The following is a 16,854-nucleotide window of genomic DNA, read 5'->3' as shown; positions in this document are numbered from 1 at the left end:
CGTGGACCCGGTGCACGTCGTCCTGCCGGGTGACGTCGACGATCCGACGGTGCCCAGCGGCGGCAACGTCTACGACCGCCGGATCTGCGACGGCCTGGTGGCGCTGGGTGTCCCGGTCCGCGAGACGGCGCTCGCCGGGGCGTGGCCGCGCCCCGGCACCGCCGCTCGCGCCGAGCTGGGCCGGGTGCTCGCGGAGTGCCGGGACGGCGCGGTCGTGCTGCTCGACGGCCTCGTGGCCTGCGGTGTTCCCGACGTCGTGGCGCCGCACGCCGAGCGGTTGCGGCTGGTGGTGCTGGTGCACCTGCCGCTGGCGGACGAGACCGGACTGGCACCCGCGCTCGCCGCGGAGCTGGACGCCGCCGAGCGGGAGACGCTGCGCGCCGCGAGCGCGGTCGTGGCGACGAGCCCGTGGGCGGCGCGGCGGCTGGTCGAGCACCACGGACTGGCCCCGAGCCGGGTGCACACGGTTCCGCCGGGCACCGACCCGGCCCCGCTCGCGCCGGGGACGAACGCCCCGGCGCGACTGCTCTGCGTCGCCTCGGTGACACCGCGCAAGGGCCACGACCTGCTGGTCGACGCCCTGGCGGCCGTCGCCGACCTGCCGTGGAGCTGCGAGTTCGCCGGTCCGCACAGCCGCGATCCGGCCCACGTGGCTCGGGTGCGCGGTCTGGTCGAGCGGCACGGCCTCGGCAACCGGGTGCGCTGGTCCGGCCCGCTCACCGGCGCACCGCTGGCCGCCGCGTACGCCGCCGCCGACCTGCTGGTGCTGCCCTCGCGCGCCGAGACCTTCGGCATGGTCGTGACCGAGGCGCTCGCGCGGGGAGTCCCGGTGCTGGCCACGGCGGTCAGCGGCGTCCCGGACACCCTCGGGCGGGACGACGACGGCACCGTCCCCGGACTGCTCGTGCCCGCGGGGGACGCCGGAGCGCTCGCCGAGGCGCTGCGGCGCTGGCTCACCGACGGTTCCCTGCGGCGCGACCTGCGGAGCTCGGCGCGGCGACGCCGCGACTCCCTGTCCACCTGGGACGAATCCACGCACGCCGCGGCGACCCTCCTGGCTAGGCTGCGCCGATGACCTTCGCTCCGGAATGGCTGGCACTGCGCGAGAGGGCCGACGCCGAGGCGCGGGCGGCGGACCTGCTCGACCCGCTGCGCGAGACCCTGGGCCGGGCCCCGGCGGTGATCGGGATGAACCGAACCCCCCTCGTCGTCCGTGACCTCGGGTGTGGAACGGGATCGATGGGACGATGGCTCACCGGACGGCTCGACGGTCCGCAGCACTGGGTGCTGCACGACCGCGACCCCCGCCTGCTCGCTCTGGCCGGTGCGGCGATGACGCGCGAGGAGGGGGTCACCGTCGAGACGCGGCAGGGCGATCTCACCGCGCTGCGCGCCGACGACCTCGCGGGGACCTCGCTGGTCACGGCGTCCGCGCTGCTGGACCTGCTCACCGCGGACGAGGTGGCCGGACTGGCCGAGGCGTGCGTCGGCGCGGGCTGTCCGGCGCTGCTGACGCTCTCGGTCGCCGGACGGGTGGAGCTCGACCCGGCCGAGGCGCTCGACGCCGAGTTCACCGCGGCCTTCAACGCCCACCAGCGGCGCACGGACGACGGCCGCCGCCTGCTCGGACCGGACGCCGTCGAGGTCACCGCCGCGGCGTTCCAGGCCCTCGGCGCCGCGGTGATCACGCGGTCGAGCCCGTGGCGGCTCGGTCCCGGTGACGCCGCGCTGACGGGGGAGTGGCTGCGCGGCTGGGTCGGCGCGGCCTGCGAGCAGGAGCCGCACCTCGCCGCGGAGGCACCCGCCTACCTGGAGCGACGGCTCGCCGGGGACCTCGGGGCCGTGGTCCACCACACCGACCTGCTGGCCCTGCCCGGAGCGGCGTGATGCGGCGGCTCTGGCCGTGGCTGCGACTGCTCCTGGCGGCCGGTGTCCTGGTGGCGCTGGGCTGGCGGCTGGGCACCGGCGCGTTCACCGACGGGCTGCGCGCGATCGACGCGCGGTCGGTGCTCGCCGCCCTCGGCATCGGCCTGCTGACCACGGTGTTCAGCGCGTGGCGCTGGTGCGTGGTGGCGCGCGGGCTCGGCCTGCGGCTGCCGCTGCGCACCGCCGTGGCGGACTACTACCGCGGCCTGCTGCTCAACGCGGTGCTCCCCGCCGGGGTCCTCGGCGACGTGCACCGCGCGGTGCACCACGGCCAGCGGTCGGGTGACGTCGGCCGGGGCGTCCGCGCCGTCGTCTTCGAGCGGGGCGCGGGCCAGGTGGTCCTCGTCGCCGTCGGGGTCGTCGTGCTGCTCGCGCACCCCGAGCTGCTGCCGACGCTGGTCACGGGCGGCGGCGTCCTGCTCGCGGCCGCGGCCGTGCTCCTCGTCGCCGTCCTCGGACTCGCCGTCCTCGGCCGGGGACGCGTTCCCGCGCTGCGCCGCGCCCTGCTCACGACGGGTGCGGACGCCCGTCGCGGCCTGCTCTCCCGCGACACGCTGCCCCCGGTGGTGCTGCTGTCCGCGGCGACCGTCGCCGGGCACGTCGCGCTGTTCCTCGTCGCGGCCAGGACCGCCGGGTCGTCGGCGCCGCTCGGCACGCTCGTTCCGCTGGTCGTGCTGGCGCTGCTGGTCATGGCGCTGCCGGTCAACGTCGGCGGCTGGGGGCCGCGCGAGGCGTTCCTGGCGGTGGCGTTCGGCGCGGTCGGCCTGGGAGCCGCGCAGGGTCTCACCACCGGCGTGGTCTACGGGGTGCTCGCCACGATCGCCGGACTGCCCGGCGTCCTGGTGCTGTTCCGCCGCCGGCTACCCGCGCAGGACCGCGAGGTGCTCCCCGAACGACTCGACCAGCGCCGCGAGCAGCTCCTTCCCCTTGCCGGCTGAGGCCAGCGAGGGACGCCCGACGACACCGGACTCCGTGTACGGGGCCAGGCCGGTCGTCAGCAGGTGCCGCCGGTCGTCGGCGAGGTGGTCGCCCGTGTCGTGGCCCGGCCGCACCAGGGCCGGGTGGGCGTGCAGCAGGATCGACGTCTCCACCTCACCGGCGTGCATGTCGCTGTTGCTCGGCGTCTCGATCCCCGCCGCGGCGCGCGCGAGGGCCCAGTCCCGCGAGGCGGGGAACAGCGCCATCGCGCCGCCGGACTCCTGGACGACGTTCGACAGCACGTAGTTCCCGCCGTGCCCGTTGACGACGACCAGGCGCGGCACCCCGGAGCGGCGCAGCGACTCGGCGACGTCGCGCACCACCGCGTACAGCGTGCTCGCCGAGATGCTCACCGTTCCCGGCCACGCGGCGTGCTCGTGCGAGCAGGAGATCGTCACCGGCGGCAGGAGCTGCACCGGGTGCGCCGCGGCGATCTCCGCGGCGATGGTGCAGGCGATCACGGTGTCGGTCACCAGCGGCAGGTGCGCGCCGTGCTGTTCGAGGCTGCCGACGGGGAGCACCGCCACCGCCGCCGCGCGGTCGCGCACGTCGACGGTGGTGGTCAGCGGGAGCAGGTACTCGTCACCGTTCACGGGTGTGACCGTAATCAATCCGGTGGCACAGCGCCGGGAGCTCGCCGCTCGCGATCCGGGGCAGCACCTCGGGCAGGTCGTCGAAGCCGCTCTCCCCGGTGATCAGCGCGTCGAAGACGGGGTCGGCGAGCAGGTCGAGCGCGAGCGACATCCGCTCGGCGAAGGTGCGCCCCGCCCGGCCGATCGTGCCCACCTGGCTGCTGCGCACGGTGAGCCGGCGGGAGTGGAAGAACTCGCCCAGCGGCACGGCGACCCGCTGGTCGCCGTACCAGCTCAGCTCCACGACGGTGCCCTCCGGCGCGAGCAGCTCCAGCGACCGCGCGAGTCCGGCCGCGGTGGCGCTGGCGTGCACCACGAGGTCGCAGCCGCCCCTCGCGTGCTCGGGCAGCGCGAAGCCGACGCCCAGCGCGTCGGCGACGGCGGCGCGCGCGGGATCGGCGTCGACCAGTTCCACCCTCGCACCGGGGAACCGGGCCAGCACCGCGGCGACGCTGCACCCGACCATCCCGCCTCCGACGACCGCGATCCGGTCGCCGACCAGCGGGGCCGCGTCCCACACCGCGTTCACGGCGGTCTCCACCGTCCCGGCCAGCACGGCCCGCGCCGCGGGCACCGCGTCCGGCACGGGCGTCACGGCCCGCGCGGGGACGACGTACCGGGTCTGGTGCGGGTAGAGGCAGAAGACCGTGCGGCCGAGCAGGTCCTGCGGTCCGCGCTCGACCACGCCGACGTTGAGGTAGCCGTACTTGACCGGCCACGGGAAGTCGCCCTCCTGGAAGGGTGCCCGCATCACGTCGTGCTGGCTCTCCGGCACACCGCCGCGCAGGACGAGCGTCTCCGTCCCCCGGCTGACTCCGGAGTGCAGCGCGCGGACCAGGACGTCGCCCGGTCCGGGTTCGGGCAGCTCGACCGGCCTGATCTCGGCTCTTCCCGCCGAGGTGAACCACAGGGCCCTGTCCGCACGTGTCATGGGTAGAGAACCTCCGTCTGAGGGGGCCGTCGCCGAGGGGCACGATGATCACACTTCAGCACAGAACGACACCGGCCGTGCAGGAACCCGTCGTGTGGGCCGCCGCCCAGGTCCTCCTGCTGAGCGCGCTCGCGGCCGCGGTGGGGCTGGGCCCGCTGGGCGCGCTCGTCGGCGTCGCGCACGCCCTCGCCACGCGGACCCTGCTCGGCGCCGCGCTGAACCGGGCGGGCGCCGCGCTCGGACCGGCCGACCGGGTCACGCTGGCCAGGGGGGTGCTCGTCGGCGGTGTCACCGCGCTGGTCGTGGACCGCGCCGGTCACGACGTGCCCACGGCGCTCCTCGTCGCGCTCGCGGCCGTCGCGCTCGCGCTCGACTTCGTGGACGGCCGGGTCGCCAGGAGCACCGGCACCTCGTCCCCGCTGGGCGCGCGCTTCGACATGGAGGTCGACGCCTTCCTCATCCTGGTGCTGAGCGTGCACCTGGCCTTCGCGCTCGGGCCGTGGGTGCTGGCGATCGGCCTGATGCGCTACGCCTTCGTCGTGGCTGCGCGCCGGCTGCGCTGGCTGCGCGCCGACCTGCCGCCGAGCTTCGCCCGCAAGACCGTGGCCGCGGTGCAGGGCGTCGTGCTCGTCGTCGCCGCGTCGGGGATCGTGCCGGGCAGCACCGCGCTGGTCGCGCTCGCACTGGGCACACTCGTGTGGTCCTTCGGGCGGGACGTCCTCTGGTTGTGGCGGAACGGAGCCGCAGTGGTGACAGGATGCCGCCATGTCTGATCGAGCGGGTGCCGTGCGCACCGTCGGAAACATCGTGCTGTGGGGTGTGCAGATCCTGCTCGCCGCCTACTTCGTGCACAGCGGGTACTCGCTGTTCGGCGACGGCTTCGTGCGGAAGTTCGACGAGATCGGCGTCGGGCAGTGGCTGCGGTACGTCACCGGGACGCTGGAGATCGCCGGTGGGCTCGGCCTGCTGATCCCGCGCCTGGCGGGGCTGGCCGCCCTCGGGCTGGTGGGCGTGATGGCGGGCGCCGTCGTCACCGAGCTGTTCCTGGTGGCGAGGGGGGACGCGAGCCTGCCGGCGATCCTGCTGGCGCTGAGCGCGGTGGTGGCGTTCTTCCGCCGCGACACCGTGCTGGACCTGCTGGCCCGCCTGCGGTCCTAGACCTCGCTCGATCGCTTGGGGAAGTAGCGCAGCACGGCGACGTCCCCGATCCGCGTGACGTCCTCCAAGTGCAACCGCCGCGCGGGTCCGCCGGGGAACTCGGCGGGGTTGAGGAAGCGCGGCGCGGTGGCCTGGCCGATCAGCAGCGGCGCGACCGCGAGCCGGATCTCGTCGGCCAGGCCGGCGGACAGGAACGCGGTGTGCACGCCGCCGCCGCCCTCGACCATGAGCCGCCGCACACCGCGGCCGCCGAGGTCGTCCAGGAGGGCGTCGAAGGCGATGACCGGTCCCAGCGGGACGACCTCGGCCAGCCCGCCCAGCCCCGCCGATACCGCGTCGCGCGCGGAGTCCGTGCTGTAGACCAGCTTCTGACCACCGCAGTGCCAGAACCTGAACTCCGGGTCGAGGTCGCCGCTGCTGGTCAGGGTCACCTTCAGCGGGTGCTCGGGCAGCCCGTCCGCCACCCGTGCGGCCCGCCGCTCGGCGCTGGTGACCAGGAGGCGCGGGTTGTCCCGGCGCACCGTCTCCGCGCCGACGAGGATGGCGTCCGACTCCGCGCGGATCTCGTCGACGCGGTCGAAGTCGCCGGCGTTGGAGAGGGGGAACCGCTGCTCGCTCCGGTCGTCGATGTGGCCGTCCACACTGGCGGCGACGCTGAGCAGGACGTACGGGCGCGGCACGGGCTCTCCGTTTCGTCGTGGTGAGATCTGTCCGACACGGTACCCACCGGACGGTGGCCGCACGTGTGCGCTGAACCACCCCGGCCGTCGGCGCGTTTACCCGGTCAGTGCCGCCGACGCCTCCTCGTCGGCGGGTGATCACGGAGGACGGCATGACGACGCACGAGATCCAGAGCGACGTGGTGGACGGCGTCGCCGGACGCGGCGGCCGGCGGCACCTGGTCGCGGCGTGGACGACCACCGTCCTGGCCGGACTGCTCGTCCTGTTCGGTCTCGTCGCGCCCAGCGACCTGGAGCGCTTCACGCCGGCGGCGTTCGCGCGCATCCCGGTGGAGGCCCTCCTCGGGCTGGGGCTCGTCCTCGTGGTCCCGGCGCGGCTGCGGCACGTGGTGGCGCTGCTGATCGGCGCGGCCCTCGGACTGCTGATCGTGGTCAAGGTGGTGGACACGGGCTTCGACGTGGTGCTCTACCGGCCGTTCGACCTGGTCCTGGACTGGCCGCTGCTCGCACCGGGAGTGGACTACGTCGCGGTGACGGTCGGCGAGGCCGCCGCGGTCGGCACCGTGGGCGCGGCCGTGCTGCTGGTGCTCGCCGTGATCGTCCTCACGGCGCTGGCGGTGCTGCGGCTGAGCCGGGTCGCGACCCGGCACCGGCTGGCGTCGACCCGCGCCTTCGTGGTGCTCGCGGTCGCCTGGACCGCCTGCGCGGCACCGGGTCTGCACCTCGCGCCCGGAGTTCCGGTGGCCTCCGACAGCGCGGCGCTGTTCGTCCGCGACCACGCGCGCCAGGTCCGCGCGAGCTTGCACGACCGGGAGGACTTCGCGGTCGAGTCCGCCGTCGACGCGTTCCGCGACACCCCGGGCGAGGAGCTGCTCACCGCGTTGCGCGGCAAGGACGTCGTGCTCGCCTTCGTCGAGAGCTACGGGCGCGTGGCGGTCGAGCACCCCGAGCTGGCGCCGGGCGTCGGCGCGGTGCTCGACGACGGCACCCGGCGGCTGCGCGCGGCCGGGTACGACTCCCGCAGCGCCTTCCTCACCTCGCCGACGACCGGCGGCGGCAGCTGGCTGGCCCAGACGACGCTCCTGTCCGGTCTGTGGGTGGACAACCAGCAGCGCTACCGCAGCACCGTCGCCAGCGACCGGCTGACCCTCAACGAGGCCTTCCGGCGCGCGAACTGGCGGTCGGTCGGCGTCGTGCCGGGCATCACGCAGGCGTGGCCGGAGAGCGAGTTCTTCGGCTACGACCCGGTCTACACGGCGAACGACCTCGGCTACCGGGGGCCGCGCTTCAGCTACGCCACCATGCCCGACCAGTACACGCTCTCCGCGTTCCAGCGGCTGGAGCGCGCGGACCCGGACCACGCGCCGGTCATGGCGACGATCCCGCTGCTGACCAGTCACGCGCCCTGGTCGCCGCTGCCCCGCCCGCTCGGCTGGGACGAGGTCGGCGACGGCTCGGTCTACCGCACGATGCCCTCGGGCAACGACGCGCCGCAGGCGATCTTCGGCCGCGACCCGGCCGTGGTGCGCGCCGACTACGGACGTTCCGTGGAGTACTCGCTGAACACCCTGGTGTCCTACGTGGAGACCTTCGGCGGCGACGACCTCGTGCTCGTCCTGCTCGGCGACCACCAGCCGAACCAGCTCGTCACCGGGGAGGGGGCGAGCCGGGACGTGCCGATCTCGATCGTCGCCCGCGACCCCGCCGTCCTGGACCGCGTCTCCGGGTGGAACTGGGACGACGGCCTCAAGCCGGGCCCGCACGCCCCGGTGCGGCCGATGAGCACGTTCCGCGACGACTTCCTGACGGCCTTCGGGCCGCGCTCCCCGGAGGCCGGGTGACCTCTCCGGAGGGGGAGGTCACCCGGATCGGTCCGGTGTGTCCGTCCGCAGTGGACTGATCACAGCAGGCCGCGGCGGTGTGCGGCCACGATACGGCGCGGCACCCGCAGCGCGCGACCGTCGGGCGCGGTGACCGGGACGAGGCCCGGCGCGGTGGCCTTCCACCGCGCCGGGAACGTCGCGCCCGTCGAGGAGTCCTGGAACACCACGGGTGGTGGTCGGGGTGGATTCCCGGTTTCACCGCTCTTCCTTCTCGGTGGTGCGCGCGAGGTCGTCGACCTCCGCGTCGACGCACGGGTCCTCGTGCCACTCGCCGAACGGGTCGTCGAGGAGCAGTTCGGAGCCCTGCGCCAGCTCCTCGTCGGTCAGCAGCGCCCCGCAGCGCGGTGACGATCTCGTCCGGAGCGGCGAGGTGCGCGATCACGACGAGGTCCTGCGCCCGGTCGCCGTAGTGGGGGTCCCGGTGCAGCGAGGCCGTCGCGCGCCGCTCGGCGTCGACGCCCGACCAGTCCTCGACGGCGGCGAGCCACGGCCCGGCGTGACCGACCCGCAGGCCGCCGCCCGCGGACTCCAGCCACAGCGCGAGCACGGCCCCCGGCTCGTCGTACCCCACGCGCTCGGCCACGGCGGCACCGGCGTCGCCCGCCGGGCCCGCCACCAGTGCCAACGGTGTTCGCACATCAACCCCCAACGACAATGGTTTTCAACCAGGCTGGCCTGGTCGAAGACGGACGTCGTCTCCGGGAGGTGCTGCGTCCAGCCGCTACGACCGCGCCGCGGTGCGGCGGTCCCGGAGGCCGGCCCGGAGGGTGCGCACGAGCACGCCCGGCGTGAGCAGGGTCGACGGGTGGGTCCGCATCTCGGTCACCGCGTTGAACCGGCTGGAGACCTCGACGTCGGTCACCGTGGCGTCGATCATCCGGGTGGTCACCCACCGGGTCAGGTGGTAGCCGCGCGGGTACGGGCCGTCGATGTGCGGCAGCGCCAGGTCCGGGGTCGCCGACGTCTGCCACGCGGCGTCCACGACGACCCGTTGCAGCGCGAAGAAGTGCCGTGCCGGCGCGGAGAGGTCGGGGGTGGACCGCAGGTGCTCGGACAGGCAGGACGCGTGCAGGGCGGCCGAGGACATGCCCTGCCCGTAGATCGGGTTGAACGCCGCCACCGCGTCGCCCACGCCGACCAGACGCGCGGGGAACCGGTCGAGCAGGTGGTAGTCCCTCCTCCTGCTGTCCGCCTGCTTGTACGGCTGGATCTCGCCGATCATCTCGCCCTCGACGGCGTCGGCGAACGCCTGCGGCAGCGCCCGGCAGATCCGGCGGAACTCCTCGGGCGTGCGACCGGGCTTGTCGTCGCCGAACCCGCCGAACATGATCGTCCACTGGTCGTCCTCGATCGCGCTGCACATGGCCGGGGCGAGCCCGGCGGGCAACCGGTCCAGCTCCCAGAACGCGAGCGCCGTGGTCACGCCCGGCGTGCTCTCCTTCCGCTGGAAGCGAGCCGTCGTGTAGTTGATGTCGATGTTCATCCGCCGCATCTCCGGCTTCTGCCAGCCCGCGGACGCCAGCCAGTCGCCGAGCCTGCTCGACCGGCCCATCGCGTCCACCACGAAGTCGGCGTCCTGGAGCACGGTCTCCCCCTCGGGGGTCTCGTAGCGCACGCCGGTCGCCCGGCCGTCCGCGAGGTCGACGCCGAGCGCCCGGCCGCGCACCGGCACGACGTTCGGCAGGCTCGTCGTGCGGCGGCGGACCAGCGCTTCGAGGAACGGCCTGCTGCTCGACAGGAAGTCGATGTCCGGCGTGCGCACCTTCAACCGGCCGTTGTAGTACGACCGCAGGTTCTCCGGTCCGGTCAGCACGGCGCCCGCGGCGACGGCCTCGTGGGAGAAGCCGTCGAACCAGCGGTCGAGCTGTCTGCGGCCACCGGGCAGCAGCGTGTGCACCTGGGCGGACTGCGGAACGCCGGGACGCGGCGCGGGTGAGCCGGTGATCTCGTCGCGCTCGACGACGACGACCCGCTCGGCGTGGTCGGCGAGCACCCTGGCGGCGAGCAGTCCGGCGATGCTGCCGCCCAGCACCACGGCCGTGCCGAACAGCCTCCTCGTGTCCGTCGGCGCCTCCGTGGTGCCGAGGCGGTGGAACGTCCTGGCTGCGGATTCGGGCATGGCGGTCCTCCGGGGGTGGCCGGTCGGTGCGGAGGAACCACCGTACGAGCCGGTGCGTCCCGATCGCGGGCGATCCGGCCGTGTTCGCCCGTTCATCGCCCGACCGGGTTGCGCCCGTCCGGTCAGCCGGAGCCCGCGGGGCGGGCGCGGACGTGCAGGCGTTCGCCCTGCGGGCCGTAGAGGCTCAGCACCTCGGCGGGGCCGGGGCCGGGGTTGTTGAACCAGTGCGGAACGTGGGTGTCGAACTCCGCCACCTCGCCGGGCATCAGGACCACGTCGTGATCGCCCAGCACCAGCCGCATCCGCCCCGACAGCACGTAGAGCCACTCGTAGCCCTCGTGGACCTGCTGGGCCGGTTCGGCGGAGGGCCGCGGCGGGAAGATCTGCTTGTACGCCTGGAGACCGCCGGGCCGGCGGGTCAGGGGCAGGAAGGTCACGCCGTTGCGCACGACCGGCTTGGGGTGCACCCGCGGATCGCCGGTGACCGGCGATCCGATCAGCTCGTCCAGCGGCACCTGGTGGGCGCGCGCCAGCAGGAGCAGGAGTTCCAGGGTGGGACGCCGCTGCCCGGACTCCAGCCGGGACAGGGTGCTGATCGAGATTCCGGTCGCCCTGGAGAGCTGCGCCTGCGTCGCCCCGCGCCGCTGCCGCAGGGAGCGCAGCCGCGGTCCCACCGCGTTCAGCACGCCGTCCAGTTCGTCGGGCTCGTCGTCCACACCCCTCATTTGCCACCCCGGCAACACACCTTGTCAAGTCGTCACCCGAGGCCGGGGGGCCGCTCCCGCGGGAACGGCCCCCCGGCCCGGCCGGGCGCGTCAGCCGAGCGAGGCAGCCCACTGCGCGACGACCCCGTGGTACTGGGGGGCGTTGGGCGCGTAGTTGATCGAGTGTCCGTAGCCGTGCAGGACGTGCGTGCGCAGCTCGGCCGCGGCGGAGAAGTACGGGGCCTCCGACCGGCGCAGCGCCTCCGCCGACGAGCAGTCGCTGCCCAGCGGCGGCCCGCAGAAGTGCGTGTCGTCGCCCACGACGAGCAGGACCGGCACGTCGATCAGCCTGGTGGCGGGGATCAGCGCGTTCGTGAGCACCAGGGTGTCCACCGACTCGGTGGCGGCGAAGACGTCCTTCGTGGACTCGTCCCACGAGATCGCCCCCGGCACGTTCGGCCCCGGCCTGTGGAAGGCCGAGTACCTGGTGCCCCCACCGGTGGTCAGGTAGCCGACGTCGAGCCCCCGGCCGAGGAACTTGGGGTCGAGCGGGGCCGGGATCATGTTCGCGAGGACGGGCAGCACGGTCGTCAGGTTCATCCGGTGGGTCATCCCGGTCACGAGCACGCCGTCGACGTCGTGGAACGTGCCCGCCTCGATCATGGCCATGGCGGCGCCGATGGAGTGCCCGCCGATGATCACCTTCTCGAACTGCGGACGGACCGCCCCGACCACCTGGTGCATCGCGTGCGCCTGGGTGGTCGCGGTCAGCAGGGCGCTCGGCGGCTTCGAGCTGCTGCCGGTGCCGAGCCGGTCCACGGCGAGGGTGGCGAACCCCGCCTTGTTCATCGCCGCCCGGAACGAGCGGACCTCGGGGGTGAAGCTGATGTCCCAGTAGGAGCTGTTGTACGTCCCACCGGGCACGAGGACCTGGACGGTCTTCGCCCCCCGCGGCGTGCACAGCGTGCCGTGCACGGTCTGCGCGGTTCCGGCGATCGTGACGGGCACGCGCAGGTCCTGACAGGTCACCGGTGCCGCGCCCGCTGGAACGGGGGTGGGCAGCAGACAGACTCCGGCGGCGAGCAGCGCGGTGGCGCAGAACCGGCGGAAACGGGACCAACGCACGGGGAACGACTCCTAGGGGTGTCGGGGAACGGCCGTCATGGGCATGCGGCCGGGGTAGGGGGCGGACGTGAACCGCACCCGCACGGGCTCGTCGGGCACGGGGACCAGCCGCCAGCGCGCGGCCACGGTGGCCACCGCGATGACGAGCTCGGTCTGGGCGAACACGTTGCCGACGCACTGGCGCGCGCCGGCGCCGAACGGGACGAACGCGCCCCGCGGCACGGTGGCGGCGCGCTCGGGCGACCAGCGGTCGGGGTCGAACCGGCCGGGGTCGTCGAAGGAGCGCGGGTCGAAGTGCAGCGCGTGCGGGCTGACGATCACCTCGGTGCCGGGCGCGAGCCGCACGCCGTCGAGGACGACCTCCTCGGTGGCCCGCCGCATCAGGATCCAGATCGGGTAGGTCCGCAGGACCTCGTTCACGACCCGTGCCGTCCAGACCAGCCGCGGGAGGTCGGCGAAGGTGACCGGACGACCGCCCAGCACCTCGTCGACCTCGGCGTGCAGCCGCCGCTCCACCTCGGGGTGGCGGCCGATCTCGTGGAAGACCCACGCCAGCGCCAGGGCGGTGGTCTCGATCCCGGCGGTGAGGAGGGTGAGGACCTCGTCGTAGGTCTGCTGGTCGGTCATGCCGGCGCCGGTCTCCTCGTCCTGCGCCAGCAGCAGCGTCGACAGCAGGTCGCCGTGGTCGACGCCCCCGGCCCGCCAGCTCGCGATGACCTCCAGCACCACGGCCCGCATCCGCGCTGTCGCCTCGTCGAACCGGCGGTTGCCCGGAACGGGGAGCTTCTCCACGAAGTTCGGGGACAGCGCGCGGACCATGCCCTGCTTGATCACCACGAAGACGGACCGGCGCACCTCCTCGATCACGCGCTCGCCCATCGCGGTGGAGAACAGGGCCCGGCCGACGACGGTGACCGCGAGGCTCTGCGCGTCCTCGTCCACGACGCGCACCTCGCCGGGACGCCACGGCGCGACCAGCTCCTCCGCCGCCGCCGCCATCGTCTCCGCGTAGCGGGCGATGCGGTCGCGGTGGAAGGCGGGCTGGATCAACCGCCGCTGACGCCGGTGGAACGCGCCGTCGGACAGCAGGAGCCCCTCGCCGAGGTAGGGCCGGAACTTGTCGAACATCGCCCCCTTGCGAAAATGCGCGCCCTCGGTCACCAGAACGCGGTGGACCAGTCGCGGACTGGTCACGAAGTACGCCGGTTTCGGACCGAGGTAGACCTTCACGATCTCGCCGCGGTCGCGCAGCGACGAGGTGAACTCGAAACGTTTCCGCAGCATGGACGGCGTGTGCCCGAGGAAGGGCCAGCGACGAGGAGCGACCGGAACGGACATCCGAACTCCCGAGGGGGCGCCGAAGGGGGACGGGGTGAAGGCGACGGCCCACCCTAGGTGCCGTTCGGTGGAACGTGACATCACCCGAAGGGGTGGTGTGTTGTTGCTCTGGAGAAGTCGTCGACACAGATTACCGGTGATCGTGGAAAATATTCCGCCGCGCGTGGAAGACCGGGACGGGGGTGAATTGCGGTGTCCGTTCGACTCGATGAACTTGATCGATCAACGCACTACCCTGCTCGCTCGACCGGACGAGTGAGGTGGGTCGTGGTGAGAGAACGGGACTGGGTTCCGCAGAGCGTCGACATCTCGGTGCCGAGCATGGCGCGCACGTACGACTTCATGCTCGGCGGCGGCCACAACTTCGCGGTCGACCGCGAGGTGGGCCTCCAGATCGAGCGGGCCATGCCCGGTCTGCGGCACGCGGCACGGGTGAACCGGGCGTTCCTCGGGCGGGTGGTGCGCTTCATGACGGACCGGGGCGTCCGCCAGTTCCTCGACCTCGGCTCGGGCATCCCCACCGTGTCCAACGTGCACCAGGTCGCCCAGGCCGAGGACCCGGAGTGCCGCGTCGTGTACGTCGACCGGGACCCGGTGGCGGTCGCGCACAGCGAGCTGATGCTGACGGGCAACGACCGGGCGGCGGTCGTCCGCGCCGACATGCGGCACCCCGAGGAGATCCTGAGCAGTCCGGAGGTGAAGAGCCTGCTGGACCTCGACGAACCGGTCGGGCTGCTGATGCTGCTGATGCTGCACTGGGTCCCGGACGACTCCGATCCGGCCGGACTGGTGGCCCGCTACCTCGACGCGGTGCCCAGCGGGAGCTGCGTCGCGATCACGCACGTCTCCGGTGATCACCAGGACGAGAAGCTCACGCGCGCGACGGACGTGATCGAGCGGAGCAAGAGCCCCGATCAGGTGACCTTGCGGACGCACGCGCAGATATCGGCGCTGTTCGGGGAGTGCGAACTGGTCGAACCCGGACTGGTCGGATGTGGCGAGTGGAGGCCCCGCGGACCGGGCGACATATCCGATTCGCCGAGCATGAACATGCTGGTCTACGCGGGTGTGGGGTGCAAACCGTAGCCGGCACAGCCGGTGCGGGGGACGACGGCCTTTCCGGCGGTTCCCGACGATCGACCACGGCGGTTCTTTCACACGGACAGCGGAGCGTGCGGAGGCCGCTGGTGGATAAGCTGCCGCGCACTCTTCTGACCACGGCAGGCGGCACGGATGTCGAATTCCCACCCTCGACGGGACACCACGCCGTCCCCCGGCGACGGCGCTCGCCGCCGCGCCGCGCTCGCCCGCAAGTGGGCCTACCTGCTCAGCGGTGTCGTGGTCGTTCCGCTGAGCACCGAGGAGCTCGACCGCGAACTCACCGGCCAGCTCGACGTCCTGTGCGAGTCGCTGCACGGCGAGCAGCTCGACGCGCGGCGGTGCGAGCGGGTCGGTGAACGGCTGGTGGCGCTGGGGAACGTCGGCGAGGCCGGCCTGCGCTGCACCGGGACCGTGCTCGGCCGTGGTCTGCTCGCGCTGCCGGAGTTCCAGCCGGTCGAGCGGTTCGCCGAGCGGATCGTGCTCGGACTGGGCGCTCTGGCGTGCGGTTTCGTCACCGCGAACCAGAACGCCGTCCTCGACCAGCAGGAGAGCCTCCAGCAGTCCCTGCTCAAGGCCGTCCGGGACGCCAGGTGGAGGCTCGGGGAGAGCGAGGCGCGCTTCGACGAGGTGATCACGTCGTCCACCAGCGGCGTCGTGATCACCGACGTGGACGGGCGCATCGTGCGGGTCAACGCCGCCATCGGCGACATGCTCGGGCGCTCGGCGGAGGACCTCACCGGCACCCCGCTGGTCGACCTGGTGCACCCGGACCTCGCCGCCGTCCTGCGCGACGGGCTGCGGACCCTGCTCGACGGCACCGAGGAGCGCATCCGGCAGTCGCAGCGGCTGCTGCGCGACGACGGCGACGTCGCGCGCGTCTCGCTGACCGCGTCGCTGCTGCGCGGCGCCGACGAGCGGCCGGGCAACTTCGTCGCGGTGGTCGAGGACGGCACCGAACTCGTGCTGCTGCAGGGCGAGCTGAACCGCCAGGCGCTGCACGACGTGCTGACCGGGCTGCCGAACCGCCAGTTCTTCAGCACCAACCTGGAGAGCGCGCTGCGCCGCGCCGACCCCGCGCACGGCGTGACCCTGTTCCACCTGGACGTCGACGCGTTCGGCGTGGTCCGCAACGGTCTCGGCAGACGTGCGGCCGAGCGGCTGCTGGTCCACGTCGGGAACGTGCTGAGGACCGTCGTCGCCGACGAGCGCGCCATGGTCGCCCGGTTCGACGGCGACGAGTTCGCCGTCCTGGTCGAGAACAGCGCCACCACGCCGGACGTCGCCACGATCGTGGCTGCCGTCAACGAGGAACTCGCGCAACCGTTCTACGTCGACGACGTCGGCCTGGCGCCGTCCGTCAGCGTCGGCGTCGTGCACCGGCCCGCGCGCGACGTCGACCCCGACGAGCTGCTGCGCGCCGCCGACGTGGCGCTGCGCCGGGCCAAGACGGGACGCCGCGGGCAGTGGGAGCTGTTCCACCCGGACCAGGACGCCGAGGACCGCCGCCGCCACGCGCTCGCCGCCGCGATGCCCGGCGCGTGGGAGGACGGCGAGATCGACGTGCTCTACCGGCCGGTGGTGCGCCTGGCCGACGGCGCGACCGCTGGCGTGGAGGCGGTGCTGCGGTGGAGCCGTCCCGGGTCCGACCCGCTGCCGCACGACCGGTGCGTGGAGCTGGCCGAGCGGACCGGGCTGATCCTCCCGCTCGGGGAGTCCGTGCTGCGCATCGCCGGAGGGCAGGCGCAGTGGTGGCGCGCGCGAGGCGTCGACCTCCCGCTGACCGTCGGCCTGACCGCGCACCAGGCCACCGACGCGGACCTGGTCTCCCGCCTGGTCCGGGTGCTCCGCGAGACCGGTCTGCCCCCGGACCGGCTCATGATCGGAATGCCCTCCGAGGTGCTGCCCGAGGCCGAGGCGGTCGACAACCTCGCGGTCCTCGCCGACATGGGGATCTCCACGGCGCTCGACGGCTTCGGCCTCGGGCCCGGTGACCTGGCGGCGCTGGAACGCCTGCCGGTGAACGCCGTGCGGCTGGCGCGCGGCCTCGTCGAGCGCCGCGTCTCCTCGGAGGCGGCGTCCGTCGACGCGCTGCTTCCCCTGGTCCTGGCGACCGGCGCGACCGTCGTCGTGGACGGCGTCGACACGCCGCAGCGGGCGCGGCGGTGGCGCGCGGCCGGAGCGCACACGGCCACGGGCGATCTCTTCGGCACCGCCCTCCCGCCGGGCGACGTCCTCGCGCACGCCGCCGCCCACCCCTGACGCGGAGCGACGCCCCACGG

At 73.8% G+C, this 16,854-nt stretch carries 16 protein-coding genes; 9 read left to right on the top strand and 7 right to left on the bottom strand.

The features are described 5' to 3' along the window. Position 1: 1 nt before the first annotated feature. The 3 genes from IMZ35_RS20835 to IMZ35_RS20825 are packed head-to-tail and all read left to right on the top strand — an operon-like array spanning position 2 to position 2,864. The gene (locus IMZ35_RS20835; RefSeq protein WP_199442927.1) at positions 2-1,075 is read left to right on the top strand and encodes a glycosyltransferase family 4 protein; all 1,074 of its coding nucleotides are present in this window, start codon (positions 2-4) and stop codon (positions 1,073-1,075) included. Then, the gene (locus tag IMZ35_RS20830) at positions 1,072-1,887 is read left to right on the top strand and encodes a class I SAM-dependent methyltransferase (RefSeq protein WP_199442805.1); all 816 of its coding nucleotides are present in this window, start codon (positions 1,072-1,074) and stop codon (positions 1,885-1,887) included. The genes IMZ35_RS20835 and IMZ35_RS20830 overlap by 4 nt, the downstream gene beginning before the upstream one ends. Beyond that, positions 1,887-2,864 carry a lysylphosphatidylglycerol synthase transmembrane domain-containing protein gene (locus tag IMZ35_RS20825; protein WP_199442804.1) on the top strand — a complete coding sequence of 326 codons (978 nt, stop codon included), beginning with the start codon at positions 1,887-1,889 and terminating at the stop codon, positions 2,862-2,864. Before IMZ35_RS20830 ends, IMZ35_RS20825 begins: the two co-directional genes overlap by 1 nt. Here the strand turns inward: IMZ35_RS20825 and IMZ35_RS20820 are convergent. Further along, positions 2,787-3,497, bottom strand: coding sequence for a creatininase family protein (locus IMZ35_RS20820; RefSeq protein ID WP_307868505.1), 711 nt, complete (start codon positions 3,495-3,497; stop codon positions 2,787-2,789). The genes IMZ35_RS20825 and IMZ35_RS20820 overlap by 78 nt on opposite strands. After that, positions 3,487-4,467 carry a zinc-dependent alcohol dehydrogenase gene (locus IMZ35_RS20815; protein ID WP_199442803.1) on the bottom strand — a complete coding sequence of 327 codons (981 nt, stop codon included), beginning with the start codon at positions 4,465-4,467 and terminating at the stop codon, positions 3,487-3,489. Before IMZ35_RS20815 ends, IMZ35_RS20820 begins: the two co-directional genes overlap by 11 nt. Before the next feature lie 44 nt (positions 4,468-4,511). On the opposite strand from IMZ35_RS20815, the gene IMZ35_RS20810 reads away from it, so the two are divergent. Both IMZ35_RS20810 and IMZ35_RS20805 read left to right on the top strand, forming a co-directional pair. Then, complete coding sequence (locus tag IMZ35_RS20810; protein WP_199442802.1) at positions 4,512-5,240, top strand: CDP-alcohol phosphatidyltransferase family protein; 729 nt, start codon at positions 4,512-4,514, stop codon at positions 5,238-5,240. After that, the gene (locus IMZ35_RS20805) at positions 5,233-5,625 is read left to right on the top strand and encodes a DoxX family protein (protein ID WP_199442801.1); all 393 of its coding nucleotides are present in this window, start codon (positions 5,233-5,235) and stop codon (positions 5,623-5,625) included. Before IMZ35_RS20810 ends, IMZ35_RS20805 begins: the two co-directional genes overlap by 8 nt. On the opposite strand, the gene IMZ35_RS20800 is transcribed toward IMZ35_RS20805, so the two are convergent. Then, complete coding sequence (locus IMZ35_RS20800; RefSeq protein WP_199442800.1) at positions 5,622-6,305, bottom strand: RibD family protein; 684 nt, start codon at positions 6,303-6,305, stop codon at positions 5,622-5,624. The two genes, IMZ35_RS20805 and IMZ35_RS20800, sit on opposite strands and share 4 nt — an antisense overlap. 152 nt (positions 6,306-6,457) lie before the next feature. Here IMZ35_RS20800 and IMZ35_RS20795 point away from each other — a divergent pair, with 152 nt between their 5' ends. After that, positions 6,458-8,146, top strand: a complete 1,689-nt coding sequence (locus tag IMZ35_RS20795; RefSeq protein WP_229372791.1) for an alkaline phosphatase family protein — start codon at positions 6,458-6,460, stop codon at positions 8,144-8,146. 129 nt (positions 8,147-8,275) lie between these two features. Beyond that, positions 8,276-8,536 (top strand): hypothetical protein, encoded by a 261-nt coding sequence (locus IMZ35_RS32280; protein ID WP_199442799.1) that lies wholly within the window; start codon positions 8,276-8,278, stop codon positions 8,534-8,536. A gap of 373 nt (positions 8,537-8,909) precedes the next feature. On the opposite strand, the gene IMZ35_RS20785 is transcribed toward IMZ35_RS32280, so the two are convergent. The 4 genes from IMZ35_RS20785 to IMZ35_RS20770 all read right to left on the bottom strand — a co-directional run bounded on the left by IMZ35_RS20785 (position 8,910) and on the right by IMZ35_RS20770 (position 13,474). Continuing rightward, entirely contained in the window at positions 8,910-10,307 is a 1,398-nt protein-coding gene (locus IMZ35_RS20785) for an FAD-dependent oxidoreductase (protein ID WP_199442798.1), read from the bottom strand. Between the two features lie 122 nt (positions 10,308-10,429). Next, the gene (locus IMZ35_RS20780; protein ID WP_199442797.1) at positions 10,430-11,032 is read right to left on the bottom strand and encodes a helix-turn-helix domain-containing protein; all 603 of its coding nucleotides are present in this window, start codon (positions 11,030-11,032) and stop codon (positions 10,430-10,432) included. 90 nt (positions 11,033-11,122) lie between these two features. Continuing rightward, complete coding sequence (locus IMZ35_RS20775) at positions 11,123-12,136, bottom strand: alpha/beta fold hydrolase (RefSeq protein WP_307868501.1); 1,014 nt, start codon at positions 12,134-12,136, stop codon at positions 11,123-11,125. Between the two features lie 12 nt (positions 12,137-12,148). Further along, on the bottom strand, positions 12,149-13,474 hold the full coding sequence (locus tag IMZ35_RS20770) for a cytochrome P450 (protein ID WP_199442796.1): 1,326 nt from the start codon (positions 13,472-13,474) through the stop codon (positions 12,149-12,151). Between the two features lie 267 nt (positions 13,475-13,741). Here IMZ35_RS20770 and IMZ35_RS20765 point away from each other — a divergent pair, with 267 nt between their 5' ends. Both IMZ35_RS20765 and IMZ35_RS20760 read left to right on the top strand, forming a co-directional pair. Continuing rightward, positions 13,742-14,560, top strand: coding sequence for an SAM-dependent methyltransferase (locus IMZ35_RS20765; RefSeq protein ID WP_199442795.1), 819 nt, complete (start codon positions 13,742-13,744; stop codon positions 14,558-14,560). A 147-nt stretch (positions 14,561-14,707) separates the two neighbouring features. Continuing rightward, the gene (locus IMZ35_RS20760) at positions 14,708-16,834 is read left to right on the top strand and encodes a putative bifunctional diguanylate cyclase/phosphodiesterase (RefSeq protein ID WP_199442794.1); all 2,127 of its coding nucleotides are present in this window, start codon (positions 14,708-14,710) and stop codon (positions 16,832-16,834) included. The last annotated feature ends 20 nt before the right edge of the window (positions 16,835-16,854 follow it).

The organism is Umezawaea beigongshangensis (genome assembly GCF_016464305.1).
Taxonomy (GTDB): domain Bacteria; phylum Actinomycetota; class Actinomycetes; order Mycobacteriales; family Pseudonocardiaceae; genus Umezawaea_A; species Umezawaea_A beigongshangensis.
Note: the sequence above shows the minus strand (reverse complement) of the source record. Positions and strands in the feature narration are given on the sequence as shown.

Excerpts from the sequence above, each read along its gene's own strand:
- IMZ35_RS20830 (WP_199442805.1), top strand. The coding sequence starts at position 1,072 with ATGACCTTCGCTCCGGAATGGCTGGCACTGCGCGAGAGGGCCGACGCC.
- IMZ35_RS20825 (WP_199442804.1), top strand. The coding sequence starts at position 1,887 with ATGCGGCGGCTCTGGCCGTGGCTGCGACTGCTCCTGGCGGCCGGTGTC.
- IMZ35_RS20815 (WP_199442803.1), bottom strand. The coding sequence starts at position 4,467 with ATGACACGTGCGGACAGGGCCCTGTGGTTCACCTCGGCGGGAAGAGCC.
- IMZ35_RS20810 (WP_199442802.1), top strand. The coding sequence starts at position 4,512 with ATGATCACACTTCAGCACAGAACGACACCGGCCGTGCAGGAACCCGTC.
- IMZ35_RS20805 (WP_199442801.1), top strand. The coding sequence starts at position 5,233 with ATGTCTGATCGAGCGGGTGCCGTGCGCACCGTCGGAAACATCGTGCTG.
- IMZ35_RS20795 (WP_229372791.1), top strand. The coding sequence starts at position 6,458 with ATGACGACGCACGAGATCCAGAGCGACGTGGTGGACGGCGTCGCCGGA.
- IMZ35_RS20785 (WP_199442798.1), bottom strand. The coding sequence starts at position 10,307 with ATGCCCGAATCCGCAGCCAGGACGTTCCACCGCCTCGGCACCACGGAG.
- IMZ35_RS20780 (WP_199442797.1), bottom strand. The coding sequence starts at position 11,032 with ATGAGGGGTGTGGACGACGAGCCCGACGAACTGGACGGCGTGCTGAAC.
- IMZ35_RS20770 (WP_199442796.1), bottom strand. The coding sequence starts at position 13,474 with ATGTCCGTTCCGGTCGCTCCTCGTCGCTGGCCCTTCCTCGGGCACACG.
- IMZ35_RS20760 (WP_199442794.1), top strand. The coding sequence starts at position 14,708 with ATGTCGAATTCCCACCCTCGACGGGACACCACGCCGTCCCCCGGCGAC.